Raw genomic sequence first — 24,473 nt, 5'->3', positions numbered from 1 at the left:
TGGTGAATTTGGGGTGCTCGATCACCGATGCCGATCAAGCAGGTCAGACGACGGCTTCCACTCGGCGTTTTCGTCAAAGTACTGTTCGACGATCGGGTCGTCGGGCATCTGGCCTGTTTGACGCTTCTCTTCGCTGTAGGACGGTCGCCCTTCTTCCACGAAGAACCGGCCGGTTAGAATTTCTCCCTCGTGGAGACGCGTATCGGCTTCTCGCATCATTTGCGCCGCGTCGTCACGGTCGTGGACGTCGAACTCGAAATCTTCGGAGTCCTGAACGTCGATGTAGGGCACGTACTGCTTGGCGTCCTTGTTCCACGTCGGACACTGAGTGAGGAAATCGACGTGGGCGAAGCCGTCGTGATCCATCGCTTCGACGAGGATTTCCGTCGCCTGCCGGGGATTAACCGCTGCAGTCCGTGCAATATACGTCGCACCCGCATTGAGGCCCCACTCCAGTGGCCGGATCGGGTTCTTCGCCGAACCGGATGGTTGCGTCTTGGATTTGTGTCCCTTCGGACTTGTCGGCGATGTCTGTCCTTTGGTCAACCCGAAAATCTCGTTGTTGAACACGATATAGGTCATATCGTGGTTCTCGCGGGCTGTGTGCGTGAAGTGATTGCCACCGATCCCGTAGCCGTCGCCATCGCCACCCGCGGCGACGACCTCTAGGTCGGGGTTCGCGAGCGTCGCCGCCCGCGCGACCGGGAGTGATCGACCGTGAATCGAGTGGAATCCGTAACTCTCGAAATACGACGAGAGCTTGCCCGAGCATCCGATACCTGTGACGAGCAATACCTCGTCGGGGTTCTTGCCCCGTTCCACCATCGCTTGCTTTAGCGTCTTCAGGACGGCAAAGTCCCCACAGCCGGGACACCACGTCGCCCGCGGTTCGACGCCGGGGGTGAACGCGTCTGTATCTACCTCTTGATCTGCACCGATTGCGTTGAATGCACTCATTGTGGTTACCTCGAGTTGGTTGCTTTCGTTGGTTCGAGACGCGTCGTCGGTGGCGCCACACTCGGATCGTCGGTAATGACGGCACGGACACCGTCGACCACCTCAGCAGGTTCGAAGGGATTGCCGTCGTACTTGAGCAGACTATACAGCCGATCACCGTACGCTCCCAGTTCGCGCTGTACTAAGCCCCGGAATTGCCCGCCGGAGTTCATTTCGACCACGACAGCTTCCTCGACACTCTCGAGGAAGTCAGCGACGTCAGATTCCGGGAACGGCATCATTTCGCTTACCCCTAGTGCCGAAACGGAGTAATCAGTCTCGTTGAGTCGATCGACCGCTTCGAAGACAGTACTCTGTTGACTTCCCCACACCAGGATTCCGTAGCGGGCATCTTCTGTCCCGTATCGGGTCTGGTGAGTCCCCGTTTCGTCGAGTGTCTCGCGAATTGCCTCCTGCTTTGCCCTCCGTCGGTCGACCTGTCGACGGCGATTTTCGGGATCTTCGCTGATGTGGCCCGCAGGGTTGTGCTCGTTTCCGGTCGTCAGGAATCGGCCACCTTTCTGGCCGGGAAGTGTTCGCGGTACGACGCCATCGTCAGCGTCGTACTGGAAGCGGAGATACGATCCGGACGCGTGGTGTGCGGCGTCTTCGATTTCTTCCTCCGTGAGAACTGTGCCTGGATCCGGGTCGGGAGCTGATTCCGTGAAGACGCTGTCCGGGACTGTCCGATACTCCCCCGAGAGCTTCTGGTCGATGACGACGATCGCAGGGAGCTGGTACTCGTAGGCCAGTTCAAACGCTCGACGCGTCTGTTCGTAACACTCCTCGATTGTTCCCGGTGCGAAGACGATTCGGTTGGAATCGCCCTGGCTGGAGTACAGAACGTGGTCGAGGTCGCCCTGTTCTGGCTTGGTCGGCATTCCGGTCGATGGGCCGCCCCGCATGGCCTCGACGAAGACGACCGGTGTCTCAGTCATTTCGGCCGTTCCGAGTAACTCGGACATGAGTGCGAACCCACCCCCTGAGGAGCCGGACATCGCCTTTACACCTGCGTGGGACGCACCGATCGCCATCCCGGCAGCGGCAATCTCGTCTTCGACCTGTTCGGAAACACCACCGTACTCGGGGAGATGCTGGGACAGAATCGTGAACACTTCCGTCCACGGCGTCATGGGATAGCCAGAGATGAATCGGCAGCCGGCATCGAGCGCACCGTACGCGACGCCGTGCGATCCGGAGAGGAGGACCGGAACCTCCTCGTGCGTTCCCTCCGGAAGGACGACGTCGTGGTCGATTTCGTGTTCATCCCGCACTTGATCGTACGCTGCTTGAAGGATCGTCAGATTCGCCTCGAGTGCATCGCCGCCCATCGAATCTGACATCAACGCTTCGATGGGATCGAGATCCAGCGATATGAGCGCCGCCGTTGCACCGACGCCCGCCGTGTTGCGCATCACCTCACGACCGTGTTCTGTCGCGATGTCCCGAAGGTCGAGCGGATAGACGTGCCAATCGTGTTCTGCAGCGAGAGCTTCGAGTGACGTCTCAAGCACGCTATCGACGTCGTCGATGTCGATCAGCCCTTCGTCGTAGACGATGATGCCCCCATCACGGAGGTCATCGAGGTTTTCTACGAGGGGCTTGACTTCCTCGTTTCCGTAGTAGGCCTCCTCGTCCGGGCTCCGTGCAAACGAGTCGCCCAGCGCCAGGAGAAAGTTGTATCCGTCTCCTCTGGATCGTACTGGCGTCGCCTTCGATCGAATCTCAGCGTACGTGTGGCCACCACGTATCCGTGATGGATAGTGACGATGGGTGAATACGTGGAGGCCCGACCGCATCAGTACTTTCGCGAAGTTCTGACTCGTCGAGTCGATGCCGTCGCCGGACCCTCCTGCGAGTCGCCAAATGAGTTCGTTTTCTGTCATGGTGTCTGGTGTCTCATCGTATTCGGGATACATGGCGGGGTTGTAAGTAGTATCACGGGAATATACTCGTCTCGCTTATGCGAGACATCAGAACGAATAGGTCCGGTCTCGGTGGTCGAAATCCCAGACCCCGCCCCGGTCATCGTAGAACTTGCGTCCGACGAACGACTCGTCTAGATTCCCGAGGATGGTCTGATACACGTCGTCAACTGACTCGTAGCTTCGTTCGTTGGTGGTCTTCAGCACGGTCCCAACCGTTGTGGGTTCTCCAGTAGGAGGCCTCAGTTCCGCCTCACCGAGTTCGTCGATGAGAGCATCGTGCGTAATGGGAAAATCGACCTCTCGCTCACACAGACGCTGAATTTCAATCGGTCCCATATGCAATCCTCGTCCGCCACTCCGATAAGGATTGGGCACTGTTGACAAGGATCGTGTAAGATATTATCACGATCTGAACCCGCACTACCTACGTTCTCGACGATCGGGTAGGTACCCCGTCGATTTGAGTCCGGACAAGCGACCAATTCCGCCTGTTCCCAGCTACCGGTAACGCCGTTCAGAATGGGGTTCCCTCTTCTGCGGGATCCGACGACGCCTCCTGATCTTTGGGTTCGACCTTGCCGACGAGCACCCGGAACTCCCCGGGTTCCTTCTGACGGTACTGCCAGTGGAATTCTGGCCCTTCCTCAGAGGTGAACTGGTGGTAGAGCGGCTTTGGATCGTGGTCGTTGACGAGGACGAACGCTTCGCCTCGTTCGAGGTCGTCGTACGCTTGGAAGATCAGCTCGTGGCGACGGGCTGGCGGATACTCCCTGACGTCGAGTTCCTGACTGACTTCGACGGGGAGGTCCTCGTCAGCTCCGGACGATGCTTCCTGGTCTCCATCGAGCCCCTCGCTGGCGTGGTGTACGTGATGGGCATCCTCGCCGGCACAGGAGCTCGCCTCGGCGTCTTCATCGTCGACGTCCGCGCGCTTCGTGATCCGGACGGCGACGCGCCCCGGTTCCTGCTCAACGATTCGCCACTCGAAGGCGTCGCCATATCGCTGCTGGAACTCCTGTTTCAGCGGCCGGGGTTCGTGGGGAGCAACGATCTCCATCGCTTCGCCTTCCGGGATCATTCCGTACCGATGGTGTATCGACGGATGTCGCTCGGATTTGGGGATCTGACGAACGTCGTACCGGGTGATGATGTCGTCGTCCGGCGCAGTCGACTCCTCGGTCTTCTCGATGGCGACGCGCCACTCACGTCCCCCTTCGTCCAGATATTCCCACTCGAAGGTGTCACCGCGCGTCGATTGGAGCTCGTGGTACAGTGGCTTCGGGTCGTGGTCGTTGACGAGCACGAACCCTTCCTCGGGGACGAGTTCGTCGAAGCCTTCGAGCAACACCTCGTGGCGTCGCTGTGGCGGCATGACGCGGACGTCGAAGTCCGGGAACGCGTCGGCGGCGAGGTCACCCTCCACCACGATTGCCACCCGAACCTCGTCTGCTTCCCTTATCACGTCCCACGAGAGCTGGACGTTACGTTCGATTTGATACCGCAGCAACGTGAAGCCGGGCACCTGATCTGCGATCAGATGAAACGTATCCCCCGCTTCGCCATCGTCGAACTGCTCGTAAAGGCGATCTCGAATAGCGTCACGAGACGCACCGGTCAGGTCAATCTCCGTACCCATACTATCGACTTTAGGGCCAGGGTGGATAGGCACTGGGGCGAACACTTCCACTGACACTTCGCAGCGGCCACCATACAGTTCGTTCTCCGGCTCAGGTCAGCAGCCCGACGGCTCGTCACGGTGGCTCTTTATTGTTTGATCTGGCGTGTCCTCGATGGGTCCTCTCGTGAAACACGTGGAGATCGAGCGGCGACCCTGTCCGATCGGTGGGACCGGCCTGTGCGGCCACCTTACCCTCTCTTTCGTTGTACGGTGAGTCTAAATCCGTAGTCTCGATCCGTGGTGTGACGCCTGGCCAATCGTCCGGAACGACCCCCACGAGTTCAATTCGATCCATCCCTGCCACGTGGTGAGCGGATTCGAGGTGGTCATTGGCGAGCACCCAACCGCCCGCTCGCAAGTTCCGCTCTACGATTGCCTCCTCGACGAGTCCTGCATTTCGAAGGATGATCACGTCGGCGCCGCCATCCACAGAATATGCCGTAGCATCGGCCAAGCGGGCCGCGTACCCCGCTGCCGCCAGGTCGTCCATCGCCGCCACGTCGACGTCGACATACGTAACCTCGGCTTCGGGAAACGCGACCGATGGGCTCACGTCGTGACCCGATCCAGGGTGGTACACGACATCGGCGTCGATACCGAACCGGTTGGCGACGGCTCCATACTGGGCAATCCTGTCTGCGAAGGTGACTGGCGACGACCCGGCGTTCATCGACAGCCGGCGGGCGAGACACAGCTCGGCTGGCAGTAGGTAGTCGCGTTCACCCGTCTCAGGGTGGGAGCCATACCCGGCTGTATGAACCGCCAGTGTCGCCTTCCGTACCGGTTCGGTTGCGGCGACGACTTCGGACCAGTCAGAATCTGTTTGATCTCGGGCTCGCTGAATGTACCTCGTCACCGCGTCGCTGGCTGCGTGATAGCGTTCAAGGACATCGTTTGTGATCGCGACGCCTGACTCCTGAGTTACTTCCTGCATCGTCACGTCCGGTTCTGCCGGTGTAGCGTGGTCGTCGTTCGCGAGTGGCTCGTTTGCGTCCTGCCAGCCACTGAGGAACGACTCATACTCTGCAAGTGCCTTCCGCAATCGCTCGGCAGCGAGCCGAAGGTCACTAACGGTAGTCGTCATCTTTCGAACGTCAGGTCACGGTTGACCGTTCGCACACTCATACCTCGACACGGACGATATGACCGCCACAGTTGCATTGACAGACGTACTCCCAGTGGACCGCGTCACCGAACGTTTCCTCGAGTGGTTCGTAGAGATACGCTGATGGATGCCCGTGTGCCTCGTGAGTGACGAGTTGGACGAGAGACCCCCCGACGGTATTCTCGACCGCTGTGATCGCCTCCTCGACCAGTAGCTCTCGGTCAGCCGCGTGTTCGGGTCGTTCAAGGTCTGCTGCCCACGCGCTCCTGTGGACGTGATCGGTGACCGGTTCGGTCCCGTGATTCTCGTGATCGCTGACGGTGTCGGCCATTCTCGAAGCTACTACGGCTATGACTATAAACTCACGAACGAACGTACTCGGCACGAACATATCCGAGCGAGAATTTAGGAGACGGCGAGACTAACGGTCTCCCAGGAATGATCGTCGTTTCTAACCGGGTTACCATTCCGGATGAACGGGTAGAAACATTCGAAGAGCGCCTTCGAACGAGTTACGGGATTGAGGACAGGCCGGGGTTCCGCGGGATGACAGTCCTCGCACCCGTCGACGCGGAGGGCCACATCACCATGACGTTCTGGGAGACGAGAGAAGACTACGAAGCGTGGCGAGAAAGTACCGCCTTCGAATCAGCACACCAGGAAGCGTCCGCGGAACGTGCCTTCAAGACCGGGAATACCGTCGAGGTTCACGAGGTCGCCGTCGATCGATCGACGACAGAATCACCAGTACACGTCAGTGAGGGGTGACAGTTCCGTGTTACCCACCGTAGAGCGCGTACCCAAACGGTCGTTAGTCGGCAGGGTTCGCCAGTGTGGACGCGTTCCCACCCAATGATCGCTACAATACCGCGTCGGATCGATTCGACGACATCATCCGACCTATGGACGTGATGAGACGGGGGTGGACGTTCGGAGTCGGGTTCGCAATCCTCGGTGCACTCACCGTCATCGCCGTCCAAGGAATCGATTCAGTACTACTCGGCGCCATCGTGGGATTTTTTGTCGGGAAGGCGATTCAAAGTCTCTTCCTGACGGTCAGGGGCCCCCGGACCCAATGACAGAGTTCGATCGGTCGGAGCTACGGGATAGACTCGTTATTGCCTCAGACAAGATCCAGAGCAGCAGTAATTTGGGGACGATTGACCATCGATAACTTGAGTGAAATGGGAGATACAGAAGACGTAGAGCAGTATTCGTATCTGATCCGAACGAGACCGGGTCGGGACGAGTACGTTGTTGCCACAATTCGGAAGTACTACGAAGAGTTACTAATCGACGTCGAGAAATGCTCACATGGAGGTGAGGACGGTCTCATCATCACGGCTGTTACTGAAATCCCAATCGAGGCGATCGAGCGCATTGGGGAGGTCGAGACAGTAGATCAGCTGCCTGCCGGAACCCAGTAACCGCCCGATCTATCTGACTGTGCGACAGGCCATAGACCCGCAGTGGGCGCTGAATGCTCTCCGATAAACTAAGTGGATCTCTACGACGGTCACTGCTACTCGGAACAAATTCGTGTGAATCGTTACCACCATTCGACGGTGACTATTAAAACGATATGGACTCAATTGCCACCGTATCGGTCACCGATACTGTCTTCGAGTGCGACAACTGTGAGAACACGATCATCACCGTCTTGGAAGGAACCCCTGGGGTCGATGGAGTGACCATTGAGACGGATAATCGGGCCTTGGCGATCGAGTACGATCCCGAGACTACTAACGACGAAGAGTTACACGAAATCGTCGAGACGTGGGGATACGCACCCGAGTGATTTCGCCCTTCCGCTATTCGGATCCCGAAATCCGACGCATGACGGTAATGACGTAGCCGCCACAAGTACACCGGCGATGTCCGGTTACGGCGACGTCGGGAACTTTTGATCGCAAGGGATCGAGGAGGTAGTCCATGGGATCGCCGTGACACTCGTGGGTCACGAGGTCAACAGGGATGCCGGGGCGAGTCTCTTCGATAGCATCGATGGCCTCCGCGACGACAAGACGGCTATCATTCGCGTGTCGATCAGACTCGAGATCGGCAGCCCACGGTCGATCGTGTTCGCGGATGGTAACCGGTTCGCGCCCGTCTTCTGGGTCTACCGACATCAGTATGACCTCACCCCTGGATGGGATGGAAGCGCGGTCAACTCGGCTGGAATCGCTCGAGACATCCACATAGTCGTCGATAGCACCGAAACCTCGTGACGGTTGGTTCGAACATATACGCTGGGCTCACGGATTTCATTACTCGAGATGTCTCAATCACTGTGTTCCGTACCTTGATGAACGGTGACATGCCCAATACAACAGCCTCGTTTCGCCGCGAGTCGGGAGGTTCGATGACCAGTACATCGATCGATAACGAGGTCGGCGTCGCTCAAACGATGTGAAGCTCGTAGCCGTCGTCGACGAGTCCCGCAACGTCCGGGGCGTGTTCGGTCCCTTGGATCTCGAAACCTTCGGCCTCGACGGCGTCAGCGACCCCTTTGAACGTCGCACAGTGATCGCAGACGCCAGCAATCAGCCCCAGTTCCTTGGCGTCCTCGTATGCTCGAACCGCCGGTTCCGGATGATCCTCGATTCCGTCGAACCAATAGGTCGCCGCGCCGTCGAAGTACACGGCAACCTGGTGACCCGCCTCGTCGAGCTGACGTGCGTAGGTAAGCGGATTGGCGAATTTCCCCGGCGTCTCCGGTGAGGAAAGGAGCAGGAAGGCGTGTTTTGCCATAGACGCATCAACGTTGAATGGCCAATTCCGTGGGTATGGAGGCGAACATATCCAGTCGATCGCTGCCTCCACGAGTCGCCGGTCGGAAACATTCGGACCAAAGCTCTTCCTCTGTACACGCCAACCACCAGTCGTATGCGCGATACAGTCTCATCTCGCTCGACAGAGAGACGAACAGAGAGGCCGCCGAGGTGGTCGCTGTGACCGCGACGAACTTCGACGCCGAACGGGCCTACGACGACCGGAAGTTCAACGCCGTGGAGGTCTTCAAAAGCGAGCGAATGAAGGTTGTCTGTGGGTACTTCGAGCCCGGTCAGTTCATCCCCGTTCACGCTCCATCGAGCGACGTCGCGATTCACGTTCACTCGGGGACCGGACGCGTCCGTGACGGCGAGGACGAACACGCCATCGAACCCGGCGACGTGGTCGTCGTCGAAGCCGATACCGACCGGGGGATCAAGGCTGACGAGGATAGTCGGCTCGAAGCATTCTTGGTTTCTGCCCCGCCGCCGACGGACGCCGAACACGATCCCGTTCGCGAGGGGATCAAACGAGGGGAATTCGACCCGAGGAGTGCGTGACAATGGCCGAGGTCGTATCCATCGGGGATCTCGAGGGAACCCCCCACGCAAACGTCTTTCCCAACGCCGAACCGAAGACGATCAGATTGACGCTGGATGCGGGCGAAGCGGTAGCGGCCCACGACCACCCAGACCGCGAGATTGTACTCTACCTGATCGAGGGAGCGATCGAACTCGCTCTCGACGACGAGGAGTACGACCTGAGTGCGGGCGACATCGTTCGTTTCGACGGGCGCCGGGAAGTTTCCCCACGGGCAATCGAATCGAGCGTGGCACTGATCGTCCTCGCTGAACGGTCGAGCAACTGATCGCGATCGTTGATTTCGATCGCTTCGACGCACGAGTCTATCCGAGGAAGCCGGTCACGCCTCGCAGATTCGAAGGTACGTGGTGTACTCGGTTCTGAGCAATCCGGTTCTATCTTTCGTGATTGCAATCAATTCGTGGGGCGTCTGTTCAGCCAGCTGTGGGTACTCCGTTCGGGCACGTTTGTCAGTGCTCTTCACGACGAGGATCGATCCGTGGTCGAGGTCTTCGAGCGCTTTCTGAACGCGTACGATACCACTCGCACAGCCGCGACCTCGATTGTCCACGACCATATCGGGATCGATGTCCGGGTCCGTCGTAGCATCCGTGACTTCAGTCATCGATAGCCACATCCCCGTCAGTCTCCATCCGCGACGATCCGAGTTCCTCGAGGTCACACACACCCTCGATGGGTGAACAGGCCCGCCACATGGGGCACAGTTTGAAGATGACGACGAGTACGCCGATGAATCCGGCCTTCGCGAGAATCGCGAGGCCGATCGTCGACGTAACGTACACCGAGACGCTCAGGCCGATCTCGTCGACTGCCTGATACGCTCCGGTAAGGAAGATCGTCGGAATGACGAAGCGGACGGCCCACCGGAAGCGTTCCAGTTGCTCGGCGGCAGCGGCGACGACGTCGACCCGCGGGCGCTCCTGTCCCGACGGGACCGCCACGAAAATGTTCCAGACGGCTCCGCCGATCCAGACGGCAAAGGCGAGCAGATGGAGCATCCGAACCGCAGTACCAGCCGGTTCGAGACCACGCATCGCGACTTCGGCAATAGCCGTCGCGAGCAGTGTGAGCAGGCCGAACGTCAGCGCGAGCAGCCCCGCTCGACTTCTGAACTGGGATTCGACCGTCCGATCCGTAAGGATGGTCCAGGCGACGATTCCAACCGTAGTCAAGCCGAGCATGGCGAGGGAAGCAACTTCGACGGTCGTTCCAAATCGCTCGACGTACCGCCAGAGTACGACGCTCCCCGCGAGAACTGTGACGATCACCGCGAGGCTAGCGATACGATCGAAACGCTCGTACATCGCTGCACAGTACTCGCGAGCGCCGGTCCCGAGGTCCGCCGGACGAACGAACAGATGCTTCCAGAGCAGTCCGCCGACGAGCGTTCCCAGTGCGACGAGAAACGCCCACGTCGCGACGGCAGAGACGATGCCACTGTCGCCGACCAACGTGGTAGAGACCCAACTGCCGAGCAACGATGCAGCTACGATGATCGTGAGTGCGACCTTCGGTAGGAGGTATCGGTCGAAGAGTGCCTCCGTGGTGGGGCTGGGCGCGGACTGAGTAGGGTTTGACATCGTAGGGCCGCCTCGTGTATGACATTAGGCCTGCCGAAACTAAACCTGCGTCCGGATATATTCGACACAGATCCGGCACAACATCCCAAGACCGATTTCGAACGATGCGATCCGGAGACGCTTCGAGTTCCCACCAAGCGAATACGTCCGTGGCGAAGTTTTCCTGTACGGAGTGTGAAGACATATACATGGAGGGAGAAGCTGGAACAGCGACGACTTCAATCAGTTGGCGGCGTCATCCGGATGTCGACGATCGGAAACCGGTCGTTCGAACGGTGCCCTACGCCGAGTTCGTACTCGAACACCCTGACTTGGAGCCGACGACACTTAACGCAGAATTCTTCCCCGACGCCGTTCCATATGCCGAAAGTTCGAGAGATCGAGTCTTCTACTGGCGGCCTGCCCTCCGTGACTCATCGCCGCTAGCTACCGACTGGTCGTTCGCGTATGCGACCACGCACGATCTCGTCGGTCGTTCCGAAATCTCTGTCGAAATTCGCGGTCTTACGACGGAACTAGCAACTGGCGTCGCGATCGTGGTCGACGGGACAGCGGGTGGCGATGCGAGTATGGTACACGTTCGAGATTACGAAACTCCCACTCCCCGTATCGTCGACGTGACTCCCGACTCGCTCCGTCTCGCGGTGAACGGTAACGACGTTGAGGTGGCAGCAGGTGGCCGACAGCGGATCGAACTGTCACCACGCACTGTGGAGGTGATCGACGAAGACGAACTCGAGGAGATCACGCCCGAACTGTCGGTCCGCTATCCCGGCAGCCGCGAAATACACCATCCGGCGCCGAACGCTTCTGATCGGTTGTTCCCCTCGTTCGACCTCGATCTCACGTCGCTGTCGAACCCACTCGCTGTCCCCATCCGGAACGGAGAGCTCGATCACATCGCTCTCGCTACCGATCTAGGCGTCAGTCTCGAAGAGCGTGCGTATCCCGAGCGGGTCCTCTGGCAGGCGTTTGCGTATACGGCCTTCGACCCACGTCGAGAGTCAGTCCCGGATATTGGTCGGACCGATGACGACCACCTCGTCGTTACCGCCCGTTGAGCGACGCGTTAGAACCGTATTCTGCAAGAGTCTGATCGTTCCCTCAAGCGTGTTCAATACGGACGTGCCAATGATCCGGACCACGCTGCTCAGATTCGTACTCGAACCCGCGCTCCGTCAGGACCTCATACAGCGGTTCGGGTTCGAAACTGTTGACGAGCAATAGCGTCTCCCCCTCGGAGAGTTCGCCAAGTGCAGCCATAATCGGATCGAACGGCTGACCGTCTATCTTTCGGACATCGAGTACTTCGTCCGCGTCAGTGTCCAGGTCGGCACTCATAGAACCATATTCGAGACCTGTCGTCCAATACACATCCCCGACTATGTTCGAACGAACTCGCTACGCGATGCGACAGCCATCGTAGTCCTGTCTCGTCTGGGGGCAGCGATCGATACAGGGGTGGTCGACCAAGTCACGCAATCGCTTGATAGCCTCTGGAGGAAGCGTATAGCCGATCTCGTAGGACTGGTCATCGTTGAGGTCTGCAGAGAGTTCCTCCCCGAAAAAATTCTCGACGACGCAGAGTCGCCACGCGAGTTCTCGGGCGACCTCCCGACCCTTATCGGTCAGCTTCACGCCGGTGTATTTCTTCACGGTCACTAACCCTGCGTCCTCTAGCTTCGAACCCATCTCCGTGACGCTCGCTCCGCTAACGCCCAGACGTGCCGCAATCTCACCGGGCGCCACTCGGTCGGCGTCCTCGGACAGCCAATCGATTGCCAACAGATACTGACCCGTACGCCGACCGACACTCGCCCCGACAGGGCCGGTGGCTGACGAGGTAGTTTCGGTTGCCATACGTTTCCATCGATCCTCCGAGGATGAAGTCTCTCTCCCGAATTAGTTCACTCGACGGCATACCGTCTCCCCGAAGACGGCCGAATAGACGTGACCATCAAGTCCCAGGCCGATGAGGAGCTTCCTATGGAAATCACGACGAAACGGATCTACGACGACCCTGACAACGATGGAGCGCGAGTACTCGTCGACAGGCTTTGGCCTCGAGGCGTTTCGAAGGAGGAGGCACAACTCGATGTGTGGATCAAGGAGGTTGCGCCGTCCGACGAGCTCCGGACGTGGTACGATCACGACCCTGATCGATGGACGGAGTTCCAGGGGCGGTACGTCTCGGAGCTCGAGGAGAAGGACGACGCTGTCGAGCGTGTTTTTGATGTTACCAAGGACGACCAGCTGACGTTGCTGTACGCTGCTACTGACCGAGAACGGAACAATGCCGTCGTCCTGCGTGAGTACCTCGACTCTCAGGTAGATTGATCGAGGAGCGTGCTCACGTTTTCGAGAAACAGCCCCCGGCTCCGTATTCATGGACATCCCACGACCGCTGGTGACTCGCACTCCGGCAATGTTCGGCTTGACCCTCAAGGGCCTACGGACGCGATTATCACGTAGATTCGAGATCCCTGATCGCTATCTCTCGTGGATTGATCGAGCCGGATTCCCTACCGAGATGGATCGGACACGGGTTGCCATGGCTTCTGACTCCGCCAGAAGTGTCCCGTCTCGAATGAGGCCGGCGCCCAGCAATAACACCGGCGGGCCGGCGCACGTAGCTTATTGCGATCGGCCTCCTCGGCAACGTTCGTGAACCGAGCTGGTGGCGTCAGTCGCTGGACGCACGCGTTTGCCGTCGCCAGCGCCCTCGGGATGGTCGGCCTCCAGGCGACGTATCTGCTTGATTGGCCACTTCGAGCGATCGGGTTGTTCGGGCTGTTGGGAGCTGTTCTGCCGATGACCTTCGGCATGGCCTACCTGTTGCTCCCGGCATACGTCGGAACGACCCTCGCAACACACCGCCTCCCCGGCGTCCACCTCGTCGTCTCGTACGCCGGCGCTGCCGTACTCGTGGCCGGACAGCTGACGACGCTTCCCCGGTTACTCGTGGTAGCGGGGACCACCCTCTGGAGTCTCGGTGTCGGTTGTTTCCTTGGCGCACTGGGGAAGACGATCGGTCCTGCCCTCCGAGCGAATCCGAGCGTGGTGATCCGCAGCAGGGACCGTCCGCAACGTTCGACGCGTGCCGCCACCGCGACAGTCCCGCTCGCGATTCTATACCTAGCTATCGGTACCATCGCACTCCTCGCGAGGGCGTCCAGCGCTCCGGCAATCCCCGGCACAACTATTCCCGGCGTCGTGCACTTCTACGCCGTTGGCTTCGCGGCAGTGTTGATCATCAGCCTGGGCGCACGACTCCTCGTCGGCTTCTTTCACGTCGTCCCGCCACGGCCGCTCACGTGGGGTGCCCTCGGTGGTAGTGTCGTCGCCCCCGCCCTCATCGCCGGTGGCTTCTGGACGTGGCCACTGTTTCAGGTAGGTGCCGTCGTTCTGGCGTTCGGCGTGCTGTGCTATCTCGGAATGGTGGCTGTCGTCGCGGTTCGGACCGACCGCCGACGCATTGGTCTCGTCGGCGTCCTATCGGGCGCATTCGCTGGGGCAGGGGGTGTACTCGTCGCCGCAACGGTTGCAATCGATGGCGGTGCCGCCTGGCCGATCGAAGCACACGTCCCACTCGTTCTCGATGGCTTTCTCCTGCTGACGATCATCGGCTATGCATACGAGTTCTTCCCGATAGGAACGGGCCAGTTCACTGGTGCGAGCGACCGCGTCGGCCTCGCGGCGATCGTCATACTCGGGGGCGGAGTGTTACTGCGAGCGGTAGCACCGCCACTCAGCGTACCGTTGGTAGGGGATATCGGTGCCGCTCTGGGTATCGTGGGAACGAGTGTCTACGCCTACGTACTGACGAGACGACTTGCTGGCCTCCACGCCGGTTGAGTGCCACACTGTTCAAACCGATACCTCCGAAAGAGACGGAACGCTAGCTACGTTGGCGGTTCAATCCGACGAACGCTGTCTCGGTTCCCCCGTCCGATCATGTACGAGCCCAGGCGGATACGTCACGATGGTTCTATGGATTCATCGCGTCCGCTCACCGCGGGTCCTCCGACGTGGTGTCGGTCGACGAGCCCCGTGACACGCCAGGAACGAGTACACCCGCGAGTCCGTTCGGACTGTGGGTTCGAATTACGGAACCCAGGTTCCAACTGAACACAAGTATGCCAGCAACGATCAAGAGCCCGCCAAACCCTGCGAGGAGTGCCGGGAGGGTCGTCCAATCCGCGATAACGAGCGCAAGGCCGCCGATCGTGAGCAGACCGAGATCAAGGGTTGCCAGCCTGTCGTCGTAGAGGTCATCGATCATCGGCACGGCCTCGTAGCCGAGGCGGTCGCTGTAGTGGTGTACCCACACGATGAAGGGAACGATATGGTAGATCGTTCCGAGGACGACGAATCCGATCACGCCCAGCCCGAGCAGGTGTGTGGCTCCGGGGGCGCCGAATCGGGTTGTCGGCGCGACCGGATCGACGATCCATACCGGAACAGTCGCGAGGACCCACGCAGCCATCGCCACAGCCGCGACAGTGTACCGTGAGAGCATCGGCGTCCACGGAACCTGGGTTTCGTAGAGTCGACGGGCAAGGACGATACTCATACACCCGATGCCGCCGAGGATTAGGAGCCCACCCACGCGGGCGAGCACGACGTGACCGACCAGCCGACCGGTCGCCAGGGCGACCACGCCGATCGGGTATCCGACCTCCTCGAAGCCCTGGAGGTACGTGTCGATTCCGTGGAGGTCAGTCTGGGTGAACATCGTTCCCAGCTGATAGAGCGCACCGAGGACCGTCGTCAGAACAGCGCCGTAGATGGCAAGCGTGGCGTGGGCCGAGACGACATCGACGCGAGAGAGTCCGACTGGGGTGAACACCGGTCGGACGAAATCGACTGCGAGTGCGACGCCGAGCAATGTGAGCGCAACGAAGAACGCGAGAGCGAACGCGAAGTGTCGTTCGGTCACGTCATACCGACCCCTGACGGTGACGAGTGTCCGGGCGATGTTGTAGACGAACACCCAGAAACCGATGGCCATCAGGGTACCGAAGATCGGTGTGAGTCGAAGCCAGCCACCGGCCAGTGCGACCGCAAAACCAACCAGTCCGATACCGACAATCCACAGTTGGACGGTCGCGAGCCGGCGACTGTGGAGCGTGACGCCGGACCAAACGGGCACGAACTGGGTCATCGCACCCATAATCGTGATACAGACCCACCCCGCCAGCAGCAGGTGAATGTGAGCGAGCGGGAGGAGTCCCGATCCTATTCCGAAGGCGTTTGCTAGGCCGGCAACTCCCCCGAGAAACAAGAACCCGATAGCCACGACGAAGTGTCGTAACGGGACGGTCATCGGGGGCTGCTTCTCCGTCTCCAGGTTCCCAGGAACGACACTCATCGTCTACGCTTTCGTGATGGACCTGTGAGTCGATGCCTCCGAATATATTCAGTCACAGCTGCGTATCGGCGGTCGTACGGACCAACGCCATCCGTCGCTTCGCTAGCGGCGAGCATCCTACTGGTCGTCGCCTGCTATCGCTGTATACGTCGCCGTTGCGTTCGAGAGATGGTGTCGCATTCGATCACTCCCTCATATACTCGCGTGCGATCGTCTCGGCCTCCGAGAGATCCTCGGTAATACCGAGTTGCCGGTTGTCAGTACCCTGGACCCGAACCAGAAACCGCCAGCCTTCGAACGAATTGGGTTCTTGGATGTCGTTGATGTAGATGGTACGATCGCCGTCCGAATACGCGATCCGAGTGTAGTCGCGCTCGATGAACGAATCACGATACTGCTGTTTGTGTCGAAGTTGCCATCCTTTGGGGAGCGTTTTCGTCACTGCCATGTTGAATCATTGGTTGGGTGGGGAGGTCAGTGTCGATGCGAAAATGTTCATGCTACTGCCCCCGATGTGGGTACCGTTACCCCCGCCTTCGTCTCAGAACGGTGCCTGAGGACCGCGGCTGGTCCCCTCCTCCTTCATCGCGCGCTCCATCGGGTTTGAGCCGACTTCACGGGCTTCGGTCGGTTCGGCTTCGGGGTCGCCCTCCTCAAGGAACGTCGTTTCGAGTTCTGCGAGTTGTTCGTTGATCGCTTCGCTCTGGTGGTGCATCGGCGCCGCCCGGACGCGAACAAGGTCGTACTCGTGACGATCAGACAGGCCGTTCCAGGCCCTGAACGATCCGATTGTCAGCGTGTGCGTCTGCGGACAAAATGGCGTCGTGGGGGTGAATTCAGCCCGCAAGACGCTATCGATGTCGTCGGCGTCGATGGCGTCGTCAACATCGGGTGATTCCACCGCATACCGATACCCTGCGCCGGGATGGCGCGTATCGAGATTCAACCGTGCGAGGTTATAGTTGAACGTCATGTCGTATACCTTCCGCTCCTCGAAGAGTTCACGCGTCAATCTGTGGAAGATGACGTGGTCCAACCCAGCCAGGATATTGTGTTCGTCGAGAAACGGCCCTGGCATCGGGACGTTATCGGAGACGAACTCATCGTAGGGATCGAAGAGCTCGTCGTCCTCGCCGCCGAACGGAGATGGGAACCCAGGCATAGGTAATCGTACGGTCCCGGGGAGCGTGGTTGGTTCTCCGAATATATTCAAGCGAGTATGGATTCGGACAGGAAATGGGGAGTCACTTAGTCTTCGTTTCCAGAGAAATTGAGCCGGTCGAAAGATCGCTGCTGACGACCGCTACGAAACGTGAACTCTGACGACGTGTCCCCCGCAACCACACTGTTCTATGTATTCCCACTCCACGTCGTCACCACCTTCGCTCTCTAATACGTCGTAGAGGTAGCCCTCTGGATGACCGTGGTTGGCGTGTGTGACGAGGTTCACGTGGTTGCCGGGGGCGGTGTGTTCGATCGCCGAAAGGGCCTGGTCGACCACCAGTTGCCTATCGTCGGCGTGTTCCGGTTTCTCGAGATTCGCTGACCACGAGTTGTCGTGAATTCGGTCAGTGACGGGCTGTGCGTCGTGGTCGTCGTGGGTACTAGACATAGTTTCCATTCCGATATACGGGGGCAAATGCGATAAATACCAGGCCGATTCCCACGTATCAATACCAGGACGTGATCTTCCCTCGTCCATCGGACCTCCTGAATAGATTCGGGTTAAGGTGTTTGTCTATCTCGCCCTGACGTACAGTTATGCCAGAGATTGCTTCGTACGTGGAGGAAGTCGGAGCACCAACTGACCGACCGACTGAAACCCTCGATGCCAGAGAGCTACCGCCGCCACAACCACTGAAGAACACGCTCGAACGGCTTGCTGACCTCGACGACGAGGTGGTACTCGTCCAGCGGAACGACCGCGCACCCCAGCACCTCTATCCGCAACTGGACGACCGGGGCTACACGTACGAGACGATCGAAGGCGACGAGCAGGTCGTCACCGTTATCTGGCGATAGTAGCGTTCGTTCAGAGGAATCTCCTCGGGATCGATTTTGGTCACACAGTCACTCGCACATGTTCGGAGATGTTTTTAATAGCTAACCGATTTTAGGTTTACCTAAAATGGTGTGTGCTTCACTGACCCTGACGATCCCGAAGCGAACTTGGATTGGTACCGTCTCACGAAACCATCCTTCAGCAGAATTTCGTGTTCGATCTGCTCAGTCTGCTGACGCCGTCGGCGTTGGATTCGTCGAGCTACTGGCAGAGAAGCCAACGGAGATTATCGAATCGATCCGGTCGTTCGACCCCGTACACACTGTGGAGGTGTTCCACCAAGAGCCGAATCGAGCTCTCCTCCAGATCGAGGCGGACAAACCGATTCTCTTGGACGTTCTCGACAAAGCGGGCGTCCCAGTGGAGATGCCCTTCGAAATCCAGAACGGCCAGGTCGAATGGAAACTGACCACGACGCGAAACAGGTTATCGACGCTTGGGTCGGCGCTGGATGAGTCGGAGGTCGGATACGTCGTCGAGCACATCCACGCCAAGCCTGAGTTCGATCGAATCCTGACCAACAAGCAGCAACGACTGATCGAAGCTGCCTTGAGACGGGGATACTACGACTCCCCACGACAGTGTACGCAGGAGGACCTCGCAGCGTCACTGGACATGGCGAAGTCGACGTGTTCAGAGATTCTGCACCGCGCCGAGGAACGAATTGTCAAGTCGTTCGAGCGCGGAACCGAATCAGACCGTACTGCGCCCCGACAGACCGCCTAACGGCCACCTCACAGACATCTGCTTTTCTGACCCGTGCTGGCAGCAGATGTACTCCTCGTGAGGAACTCACACAGAGTATGTTCGGGCCGGCATTTTTCACCCGACGGCTCGAAGTGAATCTCGATGGTTTCCCAAGGAGACACTGCACCGACGTTCACTGCAACGCTCGGCACGAGCGACCACGAACCGTTCAACTTCGAAGATCACATCGGTACTGATCCAGTCGTTCTCGCCTTCTTCCCTGGGGCGTTCACACCTCCGTGTACGAACGAGATGGTCGCGCTCCAGGAGCGAATCGATGAGTTCGGGGAGGGTGGCGCAACTGTCTTCGGCGTGAGCGCCGACTCCCCGTTCTCTCAGGGTGCGTTCCGCGAGGAACACGGGATCGAATTCGACCTCGTCAGCGACATGGCCGGCGACGCCATCCGGGCATACGATCTCGAAATCAACATCGAGCCGCTCGGGCTCTACGACGTCGCAAATCGGGCGGTGTTCGTCGTCGACGAGGACGGGACGATTACCTACGATTGGGTTGCCGACGATCCGACGAACGAACCCGACTACGACGAACTGACCGAGGCTGTAAGAGCCGCGTAGTGTTGGGATGAATCTGGACAAATTCTGATTTCCACTCACGGTTACAGTCCTCAGAAATGGACTCACAAATTCTCGAGTACCTATGTCTGATCAAGGTCACCGAGTAGATCGTCCATATGCTAGACGCCGACTGCAATCCGGACGGGCGAATTCGAAAATCGATGGTTTCCTATTCGGCAAATAAGGTATCCCAGCAGATATGAGTGAACGCGTAGACCATCGATAAAAAGCGGTGAAATCGATATACAGGCCACTTTTCTCTCCAAATCGAGAAACGAGTTCATAGACAAATGGGACCGATAACAGTCACCGCAGTCATCGATTTCGTGACGGTCGTCTTCGTGCTCGCGACGATGCTCTCGATGGGGCTTGCGTTGACGACCGACGAGATCCTCAGGGCACTCGGACAACGGTGGCTGCTGACGAAATCACTGCTCGTGAATCTCATCCTCGTTCCGCTGCTGGCGTTCGTATTCGTCCTTGCTGTTCCGATGGAGACCGGTCACGTCGTCGGACTCCTGTTGATCGCCATGGCCCCGGGAGCACCCTTTGGTCCGAAACTAGCCGAGATCTCGAACAGCGACGTCGCGTTCGCGAGCGGACTGATGGCTGTACTGGGTGTCGTCTCCGTCGCAACGATACCGATTACGGTGGCACTCCTCATGCCCGGCGATGTCTCAGCTGACCCGCTCGGAATCGCCCGAATCGTCGTCGTGACACAGCTGATCCCCCTGATCGGTGGCCTCGGCGTCAAGGCGCGCTTTCAGTCAGTTGCAACTCGATTACATCCACCGATCCAGCGACTCTCGACCGTCTTGCTCGTTCTCCTAATTATCCTCTTGACGCTCGTCTATGCCGGCGAAATGCGCCAACTCGTCGGTACCGGGACACTGTTCATCTCGGTCGCTGTCGTCGGCGCTGCGTTACTCCTCGGATACGCCCTCGGCGGACCAGGTAAAGGCACGCGAGAAGTCCTCGCCACGACGACCGCCGCGCGAAACGTTGCCATCGCGTTGCTCATCGCCACGACGAGTTTCCGCGACCCGGGCGTGCTCACCATCATCGTTGCGTTCGGACTCCTCAGTCTCGTCATCTCGGGCCCGGTTGCGAGTCTCTGGAGCCGACCCGGCGAAGCGTGACCCACTACAGCAGTGGTACCTATCCGTCGAAGGAACCCTGTGATCCAAGCGACGGTGCGAACGTACAAACGGCTTTGTCCCGTAGAACGATTATGGAGATCGCCCTCGTCGGTACGGGAAGTCCCATCCCAATTCCCGAGCGTGGTGGCACGAGCATCGTCGTTGACATCGCAGACGAACGCGTTCTGATTGACTGTGGGCCAAACACCGTCTACGGCCTCATGGATGCGCGAATTCCATTTGGAGAGATCGAGACGATGTTCTTCACCCACCATCACCTGGACCACAACGCGTCGTTCTTCCACTTCGCGTTCACGAGCTGGACCGAGGGTGGCCGCGAATCGCTCACCGTGTACGGACCCGACGGCACCGACCGGCTCGTCGACGCGCTGTACGACGTATACGCAGAGGATATCGAGTACCGCAAAGACATCTATCCGACTGATGGCATCTCGAACATCGAAACCGAACTCGTGACAGAGGAGTTCAGTCGGGAGATGGACGGTTGGGACGTCGACGCACTCCCAGTCGAACATTCCATCGAGACGTACGCATTCCGCTTCGAGGAACACGAAACCGGTTCGTCGTTCGTCTTCTCCGGCGACACGCGGAAGATCCCGTCGCTCGCAGAATCCGCTTCTGATGCAGACGTCCTCGTTCAGGACTGTAACACCGCCCCAGTCAACAAAGACCGCGTGCCGGACGAAGACGAGCAATTCGTCTGGCAACGGTATGCGGAGGGAGAACGAGACCTGGATCAGTCGACACTGACAGCCAATCACTGTGATGCTACAGATGCGGGTGAAATTGCCCAGGACGCCGGCGTCCAGACGCTCGTTCTCACGCACATCATGCCGTACCGTGATCTCAAATCGATGCGGCGAGACGCCGAGTCAGTATTCGATGGAGATGTGATCGTGGCCGAAGATGGGCTTACCATCTCTCAATAGAGAGTCAATATTTGGACCGCTAGTTTTCGTCGCTCCAGAAGGCGTGGAACGCTCGGTTGAACTCTGTTCTCTACGGGTAGCGTAGTCAGAACGAGACGGTGAACTCTCGACTCAAGCGCAAGTACGGTGCATTCGTCCGTTCACGACTCTGGTGGACGCAGTTCCGGGAACTCGTTGTTGCCTGTCTCACTCACAACATCGACAAGGTACTTTGAACGGTAGATATAGGAACTGCACGTATCACAGGGGTCGGATTCTCGTGGCCTTAGTCGGCGTTCAGTTCTTTGACTACGCTCGCGGGGTTGCCCTGTACGACCACCTCGTCGGGAACGTCCTCAGTCACGACTGCACCGGACGCGATGACACTGTCGTCTCCGACAGTTACGCCAGGATTGACGACTGCCTGTCCACCGATCCAGACGTTGTCACCGATCGTGACCGGTTTCGCGTACTCCGGCCCTTTGATTCGTTCGGCGGCATCGAGCGGATGAGTCGCGGTGTAGATGTGGACCCCTGGTGCGATCATACAGTTACCGCCGATTTCCACTCGTGCCGCGTCCAAAACGACGCAGTCGAAGTTCGCATAGAAGTTCTCCCCTAGCTGGATGTTGTAGCCGTAGTCACAGCGAAATGGCGGTTCTATCTGACACTCGGCACCGACTGAGCCGAGGAGGTCTTCGAGTACTTCTCGTCGGGCAGTCTGTTCGTCTGGTCTGGTGTCATTGTATCGCCGCGTGAGGTCCCGTGCACGGTTCCGGTCGGCCACAAGCTCGGGGTCGGTCGGGTCGTATAGCTCTCCGTCCAACATCTTCTCCTTCTCACTACGCATGCCTGCTACTGCGAAGCCGTCTCAATAGAACCCTTCGAGTCTGCTAGACGTCGTTCAGTTCGCACACCTACCTAACGGCTATTCCAGCGAGACAAATATTGGAACGATAGGATTTCAACAAAGCCACAGCGCTGCAAGGACCGACGAGGGTAGTCGTTACCACTTCAGTCCTGTTTGTATTCGCGTCTGAAGCCGCGGAACTCCGTACGGTGGGCCTCTTCGTCGCTCAGAATTGTGACTGCGAGATCTTCGGTGACTGGGTCATCGGCATCAGTCGCGGCTGAAATGAGGTCGCGATACATCTGGATGGCGTCTTCTTCGGCATCCAAGACGCCGTCAATGACCGACACGACGTCAGTACTATCTTCCGGGGGCTGAAGACTCTCCTGACGAGCTTCGAAATCGGCGGATGCAGGTGGGCGCTCGTCGAGTTGTTTGAGGCGGTTGCCCAACATTTGAGCGTGATTAAGTTCCTCCTGAACGTCGGCTTCGAGACTCTGTTTTACTTCCTCGGCACTGACTCCGTCGAGGACAATGGAGTTCGTCAAGTAGTTCATCACGGTCTCGATCTCGTCACTATATGCCCGCTGGAGGAGCTCGGTTACTCGTTCACTTGTCATACAACGAAAATACGCTCCCTATCCGTTTATGGCTGTGGGTGGTCAAATCAAGAGGAGATTTGAAGACTGACTACAATACGTGTAGATTCAGATGTGAGTGGTGATAATTAACTGTTTGGCTCTGGTGAATCGTTAGACAGCGTCGAGTTGATCCGTTACAACTAGGGAGTTGAAGCGGGAAACGGCGGATCGTCTATGTCCAAAGTTTCCCGCTTCACTGGAAAAGTGGTGACGTTGGCTAAAAGTGCTGTTGGTGGCCGAGGCGAATCCGCCGCCACCCTGCAGGGCGGCGGATTCGCCGACTATGCGGTTGTTTCGCTGCATTGTCTCCGGATTCACCTAGAAAAATCCTACCGCGAAGCGCTCGATCTCTTTATCGTGAGTTCCGTGAAATCGTCCTGATGTGTGTCGTCTACAACATCAAGCGTGCCGTCAGCTAGTAAAATCAAGCGTCGTATAGCGATTCACCACGGCCAAATAGTTCGAGAGGTACTGACAAGAGTGTAGTGCCGAAAACTCGGTGCCTGGGAGTACCGTTAATTACCCATCAATCTCTGAGAGCGCCTCTGTTGCGACGTCGCCGAGTTCTCCGGCCTCGATGTGCGAATATCGCTCCCGAACCATCTCCTCCGAGTTATCGAGATACCGGGCTGCGACCGTGTACCCGAACGCGCGGACAAGCACCTCACCCATACCACGACGACCACCGTGCGGCGCGAGATAATCGTGTTTCGGATGGTCGATGTCGATCTCCGCGGCCTCCGAGAGCCGTTGGAGAATCGACCGTGCGCCGTCCGTCGTGATCGACGGCGGCCGAATGTCCTCATCGAGTGCCAGCAGCAGGTCGCGAGCGTATTCGTCACGGTACTCAGTAATCGCCTCCGGGCGTTCCCCTCGTTCGGCTAGCTCTTCCCGGACGAGCTCTGCGAGCGTCCATTGGTCGAACGTCGGAAACACCGGCCAGCGCTCCGTTGGTGGGTCCATCAGCTGGCGATAGCCTTGCAACGGCGAGATCACCGGATCGGGGAGGCTCGCGGCGTCCCACTGCTGTTTCTTCCGGTAGACGTCCATACTCCCGTCGTCAAGGGAGAGGTCCTCCCAGCGGACGCCGCGCCGGCGTGGGTCGTTGGGATCTCGGAGGAGTTCGCCAACGCGGACGGCGGTGTACGCGAGGACGAACACCAGCGCCCGGTCGCGAGCCGCCTTCAGCGCTGCGTAGCGCGCTCGCTGCTTGTCGAGGGGGTCAGTATCCTCCGGGAGTGTCGTGTACGCCTCGACGGCGTCGCGGGCCCGTTCGTCGACGTAGCGGGTGAGGGCGTGACGCTGCTCGGACGTCCAGGCCTGCTGGTCGCCGGGCTTGCGGCCGTCGTCCTCCGGCAGTGGCGCCATCGCACTCGCTCGCTGCGCGTAGTGGGCCTCGAGATACCCTTCGTTGACGCACCACCCACGTTTCTGGGATGTAGAGCGTCTACAAACGAGCTTCGGAGGAATCAAATAAAATCCGAGTAGAACTCTCT

31 protein-coding genes and 3 pseudogenes are annotated in these 24,473 nt (G+C 58.8%); 15 read left to right on the top strand and 19 right to left on the bottom strand.

The window, feature by feature from the left end; translation table 11 throughout:
• Window positions 1–21 precede the first annotated feature (21 nt).
• From PGX04_RS14665 to PGX04_RS14640, 6 genes are all read right to left on the bottom strand, one after another.
• The gene (locus PGX04_RS14665) at window positions 22–957 is read right to left on the bottom strand and encodes a thiamine pyrophosphate-dependent enzyme (RefSeq protein ID WP_273739190.1); all 936 of its coding nucleotides are present in this window, start codon (window positions 955–957) and stop codon (window positions 22–24) included.
• Window positions 958–962: 5 nt separating this feature from the next.
• A complete protein-coding gene (locus tag PGX04_RS14660; RefSeq protein WP_304450043.1) occupies window positions 963–2,882 on the bottom strand; it encodes a 2-oxoacid:acceptor oxidoreductase subunit alpha in 1,920 nt (639 codons plus the stop codon).
• Between the two features lie 87 nt (window positions 2,883–2,969).
• Window positions 2,970–3,260, bottom strand: a complete 291-nt coding sequence (locus PGX04_RS14655) for a DUF5789 family protein (protein WP_273739189.1) — start codon at window positions 3,258–3,260, stop codon at window positions 2,970–2,972.
• Between the two features lie 178 nt (window positions 3,261–3,438).
• Window positions 3,439–4,560 (bottom strand): DUF2249 domain-containing protein, encoded by a 1,122-nt coding sequence (locus PGX04_RS14650; protein ID WP_273739188.1) that lies wholly within the window; start codon window positions 4,558–4,560, stop codon window positions 3,439–3,441.
• Window positions 4,561–4,675: 115 nt separating this feature from the next.
• A complete protein-coding gene (locus PGX04_RS14645; protein WP_273739187.1) occupies window positions 4,676–5,686 on the bottom strand; it encodes a hypothetical protein in 1,011 nt (336 codons plus the stop codon).
• A 37-nt stretch (window positions 5,687–5,723) separates the two neighbouring features.
• Complete coding sequence (locus PGX04_RS14640) at window positions 5,724–6,038, bottom strand: CGCGG family putative rSAM-modified RiPP protein (RefSeq protein WP_273739186.1); 315 nt, start codon at window positions 6,036–6,038, stop codon at window positions 5,724–5,726.
• A gap of 107 nt (window positions 6,039–6,145) precedes the next feature.
• Between PGX04_RS14640 and PGX04_RS14635 the strand changes: the two genes are divergently transcribed.
• The 3 genes from PGX04_RS14635 to PGX04_RS14625 all read left to right on the top strand — a co-directional run bounded on the left by PGX04_RS14635 (window position 6,146) and on the right by PGX04_RS14625 (window position 7,505).
• Entirely contained in the window at window positions 6,146–6,475 is a 330-nt protein-coding gene (locus PGX04_RS14635; RefSeq protein WP_273739185.1) for an antibiotic biosynthesis monooxygenase family protein, read from the top strand.
• A 407-nt stretch (window positions 6,476–6,882) separates the two neighbouring features.
• Entirely contained in the window at window positions 6,883–7,134 is a 252-nt protein-coding gene (locus tag PGX04_RS14630; protein WP_273739184.1) for a hypothetical protein, read from the top strand.
• Window positions 7,135–7,289: 155 nt separating this feature from the next.
• A complete protein-coding gene (locus PGX04_RS14625; protein ID WP_006667231.1) occupies window positions 7,290–7,505 on the top strand; it encodes a heavy-metal-associated domain-containing protein in 216 nt (71 codons plus the stop codon).
• Between the two features lie 13 nt (window positions 7,506–7,518).
• On the opposite strand, the gene PGX04_RS14620 is transcribed toward PGX04_RS14625, so the two are convergent.
• A complete protein-coding gene (locus tag PGX04_RS14620; RefSeq protein ID WP_006667230.1) occupies window positions 7,519–7,836 on the bottom strand; it encodes a CGCGG family putative rSAM-modified RiPP protein in 318 nt (105 codons plus the stop codon).
• Window positions 7,837–8,107: 271 nt separating this feature from the next.
• On the bottom strand, window positions 8,108–8,458 hold the full coding sequence (locus tag PGX04_RS14615) for a DsrE family protein (protein ID WP_006667229.1): 351 nt from the start codon (window positions 8,456–8,458) through the stop codon (window positions 8,108–8,110).
• Window positions 8,459–8,658: 200 nt separating this feature from the next.
• On the opposite strand from PGX04_RS14615, the gene PGX04_RS14610 reads away from it, so the two are divergent.
• Together PGX04_RS14610 and PGX04_RS14605 are read left to right on the top strand one after the other, a co-directional pair.
• Window positions 8,659–9,039, top strand: coding sequence for a cupin domain-containing protein (locus tag PGX04_RS14610; RefSeq protein WP_273739182.1), 381 nt, complete (start codon window positions 8,659–8,661; stop codon window positions 9,037–9,039).
• A 2-nt stretch (window positions 9,040–9,041) separates the two neighbouring features.
• Window positions 9,042–9,347: a cupin domain-containing protein gene (locus PGX04_RS14605; protein ID WP_273739181.1), complete on the top strand. Its 306-nt coding sequence runs from the start codon at window positions 9,042–9,044 to the stop codon at window positions 9,345–9,347.
• A gap of 54 nt (window positions 9,348–9,401) precedes the next feature.
• On the opposite strand, the gene PGX04_RS14600 is transcribed toward PGX04_RS14605, so the two are convergent.
• Together PGX04_RS14600 and PGX04_RS14595 are read right to left on the bottom strand one after the other, a co-directional pair.
• A complete protein-coding gene (locus PGX04_RS14600) occupies window positions 9,402–9,686 on the bottom strand; it encodes a sulfurtransferase TusA family protein (RefSeq protein WP_273739180.1) in 285 nt (94 codons plus the stop codon).
• The gene (locus PGX04_RS14595; protein WP_273739179.1) at window positions 9,679–10,662 is read right to left on the bottom strand and encodes a hypothetical protein; all 984 of its coding nucleotides are present in this window, start codon (window positions 10,660–10,662) and stop codon (window positions 9,679–9,681) included. The genes PGX04_RS14600 and PGX04_RS14595 overlap by 8 nt, the downstream gene beginning before the upstream one ends.
• Before the next feature lie 188 nt (window positions 10,663–10,850).
• On the opposite strand from PGX04_RS14595, the gene PGX04_RS14590 reads away from it, so the two are divergent.
• Window positions 10,851–11,723, top strand: coding sequence for a hypothetical protein (locus tag PGX04_RS14590; protein ID WP_273739178.1), 873 nt, complete (start codon window positions 10,851–10,853; stop codon window positions 11,721–11,723).
• 43 nt (window positions 11,724–11,766) lie between these two features.
• Here PGX04_RS14590 and PGX04_RS14585 read toward each other — a convergent pair whose 3' ends face one another.
• On the bottom strand, window positions 11,767–12,003 hold the full coding sequence (locus tag PGX04_RS14585) for a DUF2249 domain-containing protein (protein WP_273739177.1): 237 nt from the start codon (window positions 12,001–12,003) through the stop codon (window positions 11,767–11,769).
• 60 nt (window positions 12,004–12,063) lie between these two features.
• Window positions 12,064–12,522 carry a metal-dependent transcriptional regulator gene (locus PGX04_RS14580; RefSeq protein WP_273739176.1) on the bottom strand — a complete coding sequence of 153 codons (459 nt, stop codon included), beginning with the start codon at window positions 12,520–12,522 and terminating at the stop codon, window positions 12,064–12,066.
• A gap of 126 nt (window positions 12,523–12,648) precedes the next feature.
• Between PGX04_RS14580 and PGX04_RS14575 the strand changes: the two genes are divergently transcribed.
• Together PGX04_RS14575 and PGX04_RS14570 are read left to right on the top strand one after the other, a co-directional pair.
• Entirely contained in the window at window positions 12,649–12,999 is a 351-nt protein-coding gene (locus PGX04_RS14575) for a DUF488 domain-containing protein (protein WP_273739175.1), read from the top strand.
• 327 nt (window positions 13,000–13,326) lie between these two features.
• Window positions 13,327–14,517, top strand: a complete 1,191-nt coding sequence (locus PGX04_RS14570) for a hypothetical protein (protein ID WP_273739174.1) — start codon at window positions 13,327–13,329, stop codon at window positions 14,515–14,517.
• 154 nt (window positions 14,518–14,671) lie between these two features.
• Here PGX04_RS14570 and PGX04_RS14565 read toward each other — a convergent pair whose 3' ends face one another.
• The 4 genes from PGX04_RS14565 to PGX04_RS14550 all read right to left on the bottom strand — a co-directional run bounded on the left by PGX04_RS14565 (window position 14,672) and on the right by PGX04_RS14550 (window position 17,645).
• Window positions 14,672–16,033: a heme-copper oxidase family protein gene (locus PGX04_RS14565; RefSeq protein ID WP_273739173.1), complete on the bottom strand. Its 1,362-nt coding sequence runs from the start codon at window positions 16,031–16,033 to the stop codon at window positions 14,672–14,674.
• Window positions 16,034–16,217: 184 nt separating this feature from the next.
• Window positions 16,218–16,481 carry a hypothetical protein gene (locus PGX04_RS14560; protein WP_273739172.1) on the bottom strand — a complete coding sequence of 88 codons (264 nt, stop codon included), beginning with the start codon at window positions 16,479–16,481 and terminating at the stop codon, window positions 16,218–16,220.
• A 93-nt stretch (window positions 16,482–16,574) separates the two neighbouring features.
• Window positions 16,575–17,195, bottom strand: coding sequence for a DUF7998 family protein (locus PGX04_RS14555; RefSeq protein WP_006667215.1), 621 nt, complete (start codon window positions 17,193–17,195; stop codon window positions 16,575–16,577).
• A 141-nt stretch (window positions 17,196–17,336) separates the two neighbouring features.
• On the bottom strand, window positions 17,337–17,645 hold the full coding sequence (locus PGX04_RS14550; RefSeq protein ID WP_377042771.1) for a CGCGG family putative rSAM-modified RiPP protein: 309 nt from the start codon (window positions 17,643–17,645) through the stop codon (window positions 17,337–17,339).
• Between the two features lie 149 nt (window positions 17,646–17,794).
• Between PGX04_RS14550 and PGX04_RS14545 the strand changes: the two genes are divergently transcribed.
• From PGX04_RS14545 to PGX04_RS14520, 6 genes and pseudogenes are all read left to right on the top strand, one after another.
• Window positions 17,795–18,055 (top strand): DUF2249 domain-containing protein, encoded by a 261-nt coding sequence (locus tag PGX04_RS14545; protein ID WP_273739170.1) that lies wholly within the window; start codon window positions 17,795–17,797, stop codon window positions 18,053–18,055.
• A 304-nt stretch (window positions 18,056–18,359) separates the two neighbouring features.
• On the top strand, window positions 18,360–18,821 hold the full coding sequence (locus tag PGX04_RS14540) for a helix-turn-helix domain-containing protein (RefSeq protein ID WP_161607023.1): 462 nt from the start codon (window positions 18,360–18,362) through the stop codon (window positions 18,819–18,821).
• Between the two features lie 123 nt (window positions 18,822–18,944).
• Window positions 18,945–19,418: a redoxin domain-containing protein gene (locus PGX04_RS14535; RefSeq protein ID WP_273739169.1), complete on the top strand. Its 474-nt coding sequence runs from the start codon at window positions 18,945–18,947 to the stop codon at window positions 19,416–19,418.
• 290 nt (window positions 19,419–19,708) lie between these two features.
• Entirely contained in the window at window positions 19,709–20,557 is an 849-nt protein-coding gene (locus tag PGX04_RS14530; RefSeq protein ID WP_273739168.1) for a bile acid:sodium symporter family protein, read from the top strand.
• A 92-nt stretch (window positions 20,558–20,649) separates the two neighbouring features.
• Window positions 20,650–21,507, top strand: a complete 858-nt coding sequence (locus PGX04_RS14525) for an MBL fold metallo-hydrolase (RefSeq protein ID WP_273739167.1) — start codon at window positions 20,650–20,652, stop codon at window positions 21,505–21,507.
• Window positions 21,508–21,530: 23 nt separating this feature from the next.
• Window positions 21,531–21,722, top strand: a pseudogene (locus PGX04_RS14520) (IS5/IS1182 family transposase); the annotation flags it as partial.
• A 50-nt stretch (window positions 21,723–21,772) separates the two neighbouring features.
• Here PGX04_RS14520 and PGX04_RS14515 read toward each other — a convergent pair.
• Window positions 21,773–22,336 carry a maltose acetyltransferase domain-containing protein gene (locus PGX04_RS14515; RefSeq protein WP_273739166.1) on the bottom strand — a complete coding sequence of 188 codons (564 nt, stop codon included), beginning with the start codon at window positions 22,334–22,336 and terminating at the stop codon, window positions 21,773–21,775.
• 164 nt (window positions 22,337–22,500) lie between these two features.
• Window positions 22,501–22,956 carry a ferritin-like domain-containing protein gene (locus PGX04_RS14510; RefSeq protein ID WP_273739165.1) on the bottom strand — a complete coding sequence of 152 codons (456 nt, stop codon included), beginning with the start codon at window positions 22,954–22,956 and terminating at the stop codon, window positions 22,501–22,503.
• Window positions 22,957–23,151: 195 nt separating this feature from the next.
• Here PGX04_RS14510 and PGX04_RS14505 point away from each other — a divergent pair.
• Window positions 23,152–23,328 (top strand): annotated as a pseudogene (locus PGX04_RS14505) (IS5/IS1182 family transposase); the annotation flags it as partial.
• A 168-nt stretch (window positions 23,329–23,496) separates the two neighbouring features.
• Here the strand turns inward: PGX04_RS14505 and PGX04_RS14500 are convergent.
• Window positions 23,497–24,402, bottom strand: a pseudogene (locus PGX04_RS14500) (site-specific integrase); the annotation flags it as partial.
• Window positions 24,403–24,473: the final 71 nt, after the last annotated feature.

This window comes from Natrinema soli, from assembly GCF_028618695.1.
The sequence above is the reverse complement of the archived record's forward strand: the minus strand, read 5'-3'. Positions and strand labels throughout refer to the sequence as shown.

Coding starts and splice junctions, on each gene's coding strand:
- PGX04_RS14665 (WP_273739190.1), bottom strand. CDS start 957: ATGAGTGCATTCAACGCAATCGGTGCAGATCAAGAGGTAGATACAGAC.
- PGX04_RS14660 (WP_304450043.1), bottom strand. CDS start 2,882: ATGACAGAAAACGAACTCATTTGGCGACTCGCAGGAGGGTCCGGCGAC.
- PGX04_RS14655 (WP_273739189.1), bottom strand. CDS start 3,260: ATGGGACCGATTGAAATTCAGCGTCTGTGTGAGCGAGAGGTCGATTTT.
- PGX04_RS14650 (WP_273739188.1), bottom strand. CDS start 4,560: ATGGGTACGGAGATTGACCTGACCGGTGCGTCTCGTGACGCTATTCGA.
- PGX04_RS14645 (WP_273739187.1), bottom strand. CDS start 5,686: ATGACGACTACCGTTAGTGACCTTCGGCTCGCTGCCGAGCGATTGCGG.
- PGX04_RS14640 (WP_273739186.1), bottom strand. CDS start 6,038: ATGGCCGACACCGTCAGCGATCACGAGAATCACGGGACCGAACCGGTC.
- PGX04_RS14635 (WP_273739185.1), top strand. CDS start 6,146: ATGATCGTCGTTTCTAACCGGGTTACCATTCCGGATGAACGGGTAGAA.
- PGX04_RS14625 (WP_006667231.1), top strand. CDS start 7,290: ATGGACTCAATTGCCACCGTATCGGTCACCGATACTGTCTTCGAGTGC.
- PGX04_RS14620 (WP_006667230.1), bottom strand. CDS start 7,836: ATGTCGGTAGACCCAGAAGACGGGCGCGAACCGGTTACCATCCGCGAA.
- PGX04_RS14615 (WP_006667229.1), bottom strand. CDS start 8,458: ATGGCAAAACACGCCTTCCTGCTCCTTTCCTCACCGGAGACGCCGGGG.
- PGX04_RS14605 (WP_273739181.1), top strand. CDS start 9,042: ATGGCCGAGGTCGTATCCATCGGGGATCTCGAGGGAACCCCCCACGCA.
- PGX04_RS14600 (WP_273739180.1), bottom strand. CDS start 9,686: ATGACTGAAGTCACGGATGCTACGACGGACCCGGACATCGATCCCGAT.
- PGX04_RS14595 (WP_273739179.1), bottom strand. CDS start 10,662: ATGTCAAACCCTACTCAGTCCGCGCCCAGCCCCACCACGGAGGCACTC.
- PGX04_RS14590 (WP_273739178.1), top strand. CDS start 10,851: ATGGAGGGAGAAGCTGGAACAGCGACGACTTCAATCAGTTGGCGGCGT.
- PGX04_RS14585 (WP_273739177.1), bottom strand. CDS start 12,003: ATGAGTGCCGACCTGGACACTGACGCGGACGAAGTACTCGATGTCCGA.
- PGX04_RS14580 (WP_273739176.1), bottom strand. CDS start 12,522: ATGGCAACCGAAACTACCTCGTCAGCCACCGGCCCTGTCGGGGCGAGT.
- PGX04_RS14575 (WP_273739175.1), top strand. CDS start 12,649: ATGGAAATCACGACGAAACGGATCTACGACGACCCTGACAACGATGGA.
- PGX04_RS14565 (WP_273739173.1), bottom strand. CDS start 16,033: ATGAGTGTCGTTCCTGGGAACCTGGAGACGGAGAAGCAGCCCCCGATG.
- PGX04_RS14560 (WP_273739172.1), bottom strand. CDS start 16,481: ATGGCAGTGACGAAAACGCTCCCCAAAGGATGGCAACTTCGACACAAA.
- PGX04_RS14555 (WP_006667215.1), bottom strand. CDS start 17,195: ATGCCTGGGTTCCCATCTCCGTTCGGCGGCGAGGACGACGAGCTCTTC.
- PGX04_RS14550 (WP_377042771.1), bottom strand. CDS start 17,645: ATGTCTAGTACCCACGACGACCACGACGCACAGCCCGTCACTGACCGA.
- PGX04_RS14545 (WP_273739170.1), top strand. CDS start 17,795: ATGCCAGAGATTGCTTCGTACGTGGAGGAAGTCGGAGCACCAACTGAC.
- PGX04_RS14535 (WP_273739169.1), top strand. CDS start 18,945: ATGGTTTCCCAAGGAGACACTGCACCGACGTTCACTGCAACGCTCGGC.
- PGX04_RS14530 (WP_273739168.1), top strand. CDS start 19,709: ATGGGACCGATAACAGTCACCGCAGTCATCGATTTCGTGACGGTCGTC.
- PGX04_RS14525 (WP_273739167.1), top strand. CDS start 20,650: ATGGAGATCGCCCTCGTCGGTACGGGAAGTCCCATCCCAATTCCCGAG.
- PGX04_RS14515 (WP_273739166.1), bottom strand. CDS start 22,336: ATGCGTAGTGAGAAGGAGAAGATGTTGGACGGAGAGCTATACGACCCG.
- PGX04_RS14510 (WP_273739165.1), bottom strand. CDS start 22,956: ATGACAAGTGAACGAGTAACCGAGCTCCTCCAGCGGGCATATAGTGAC.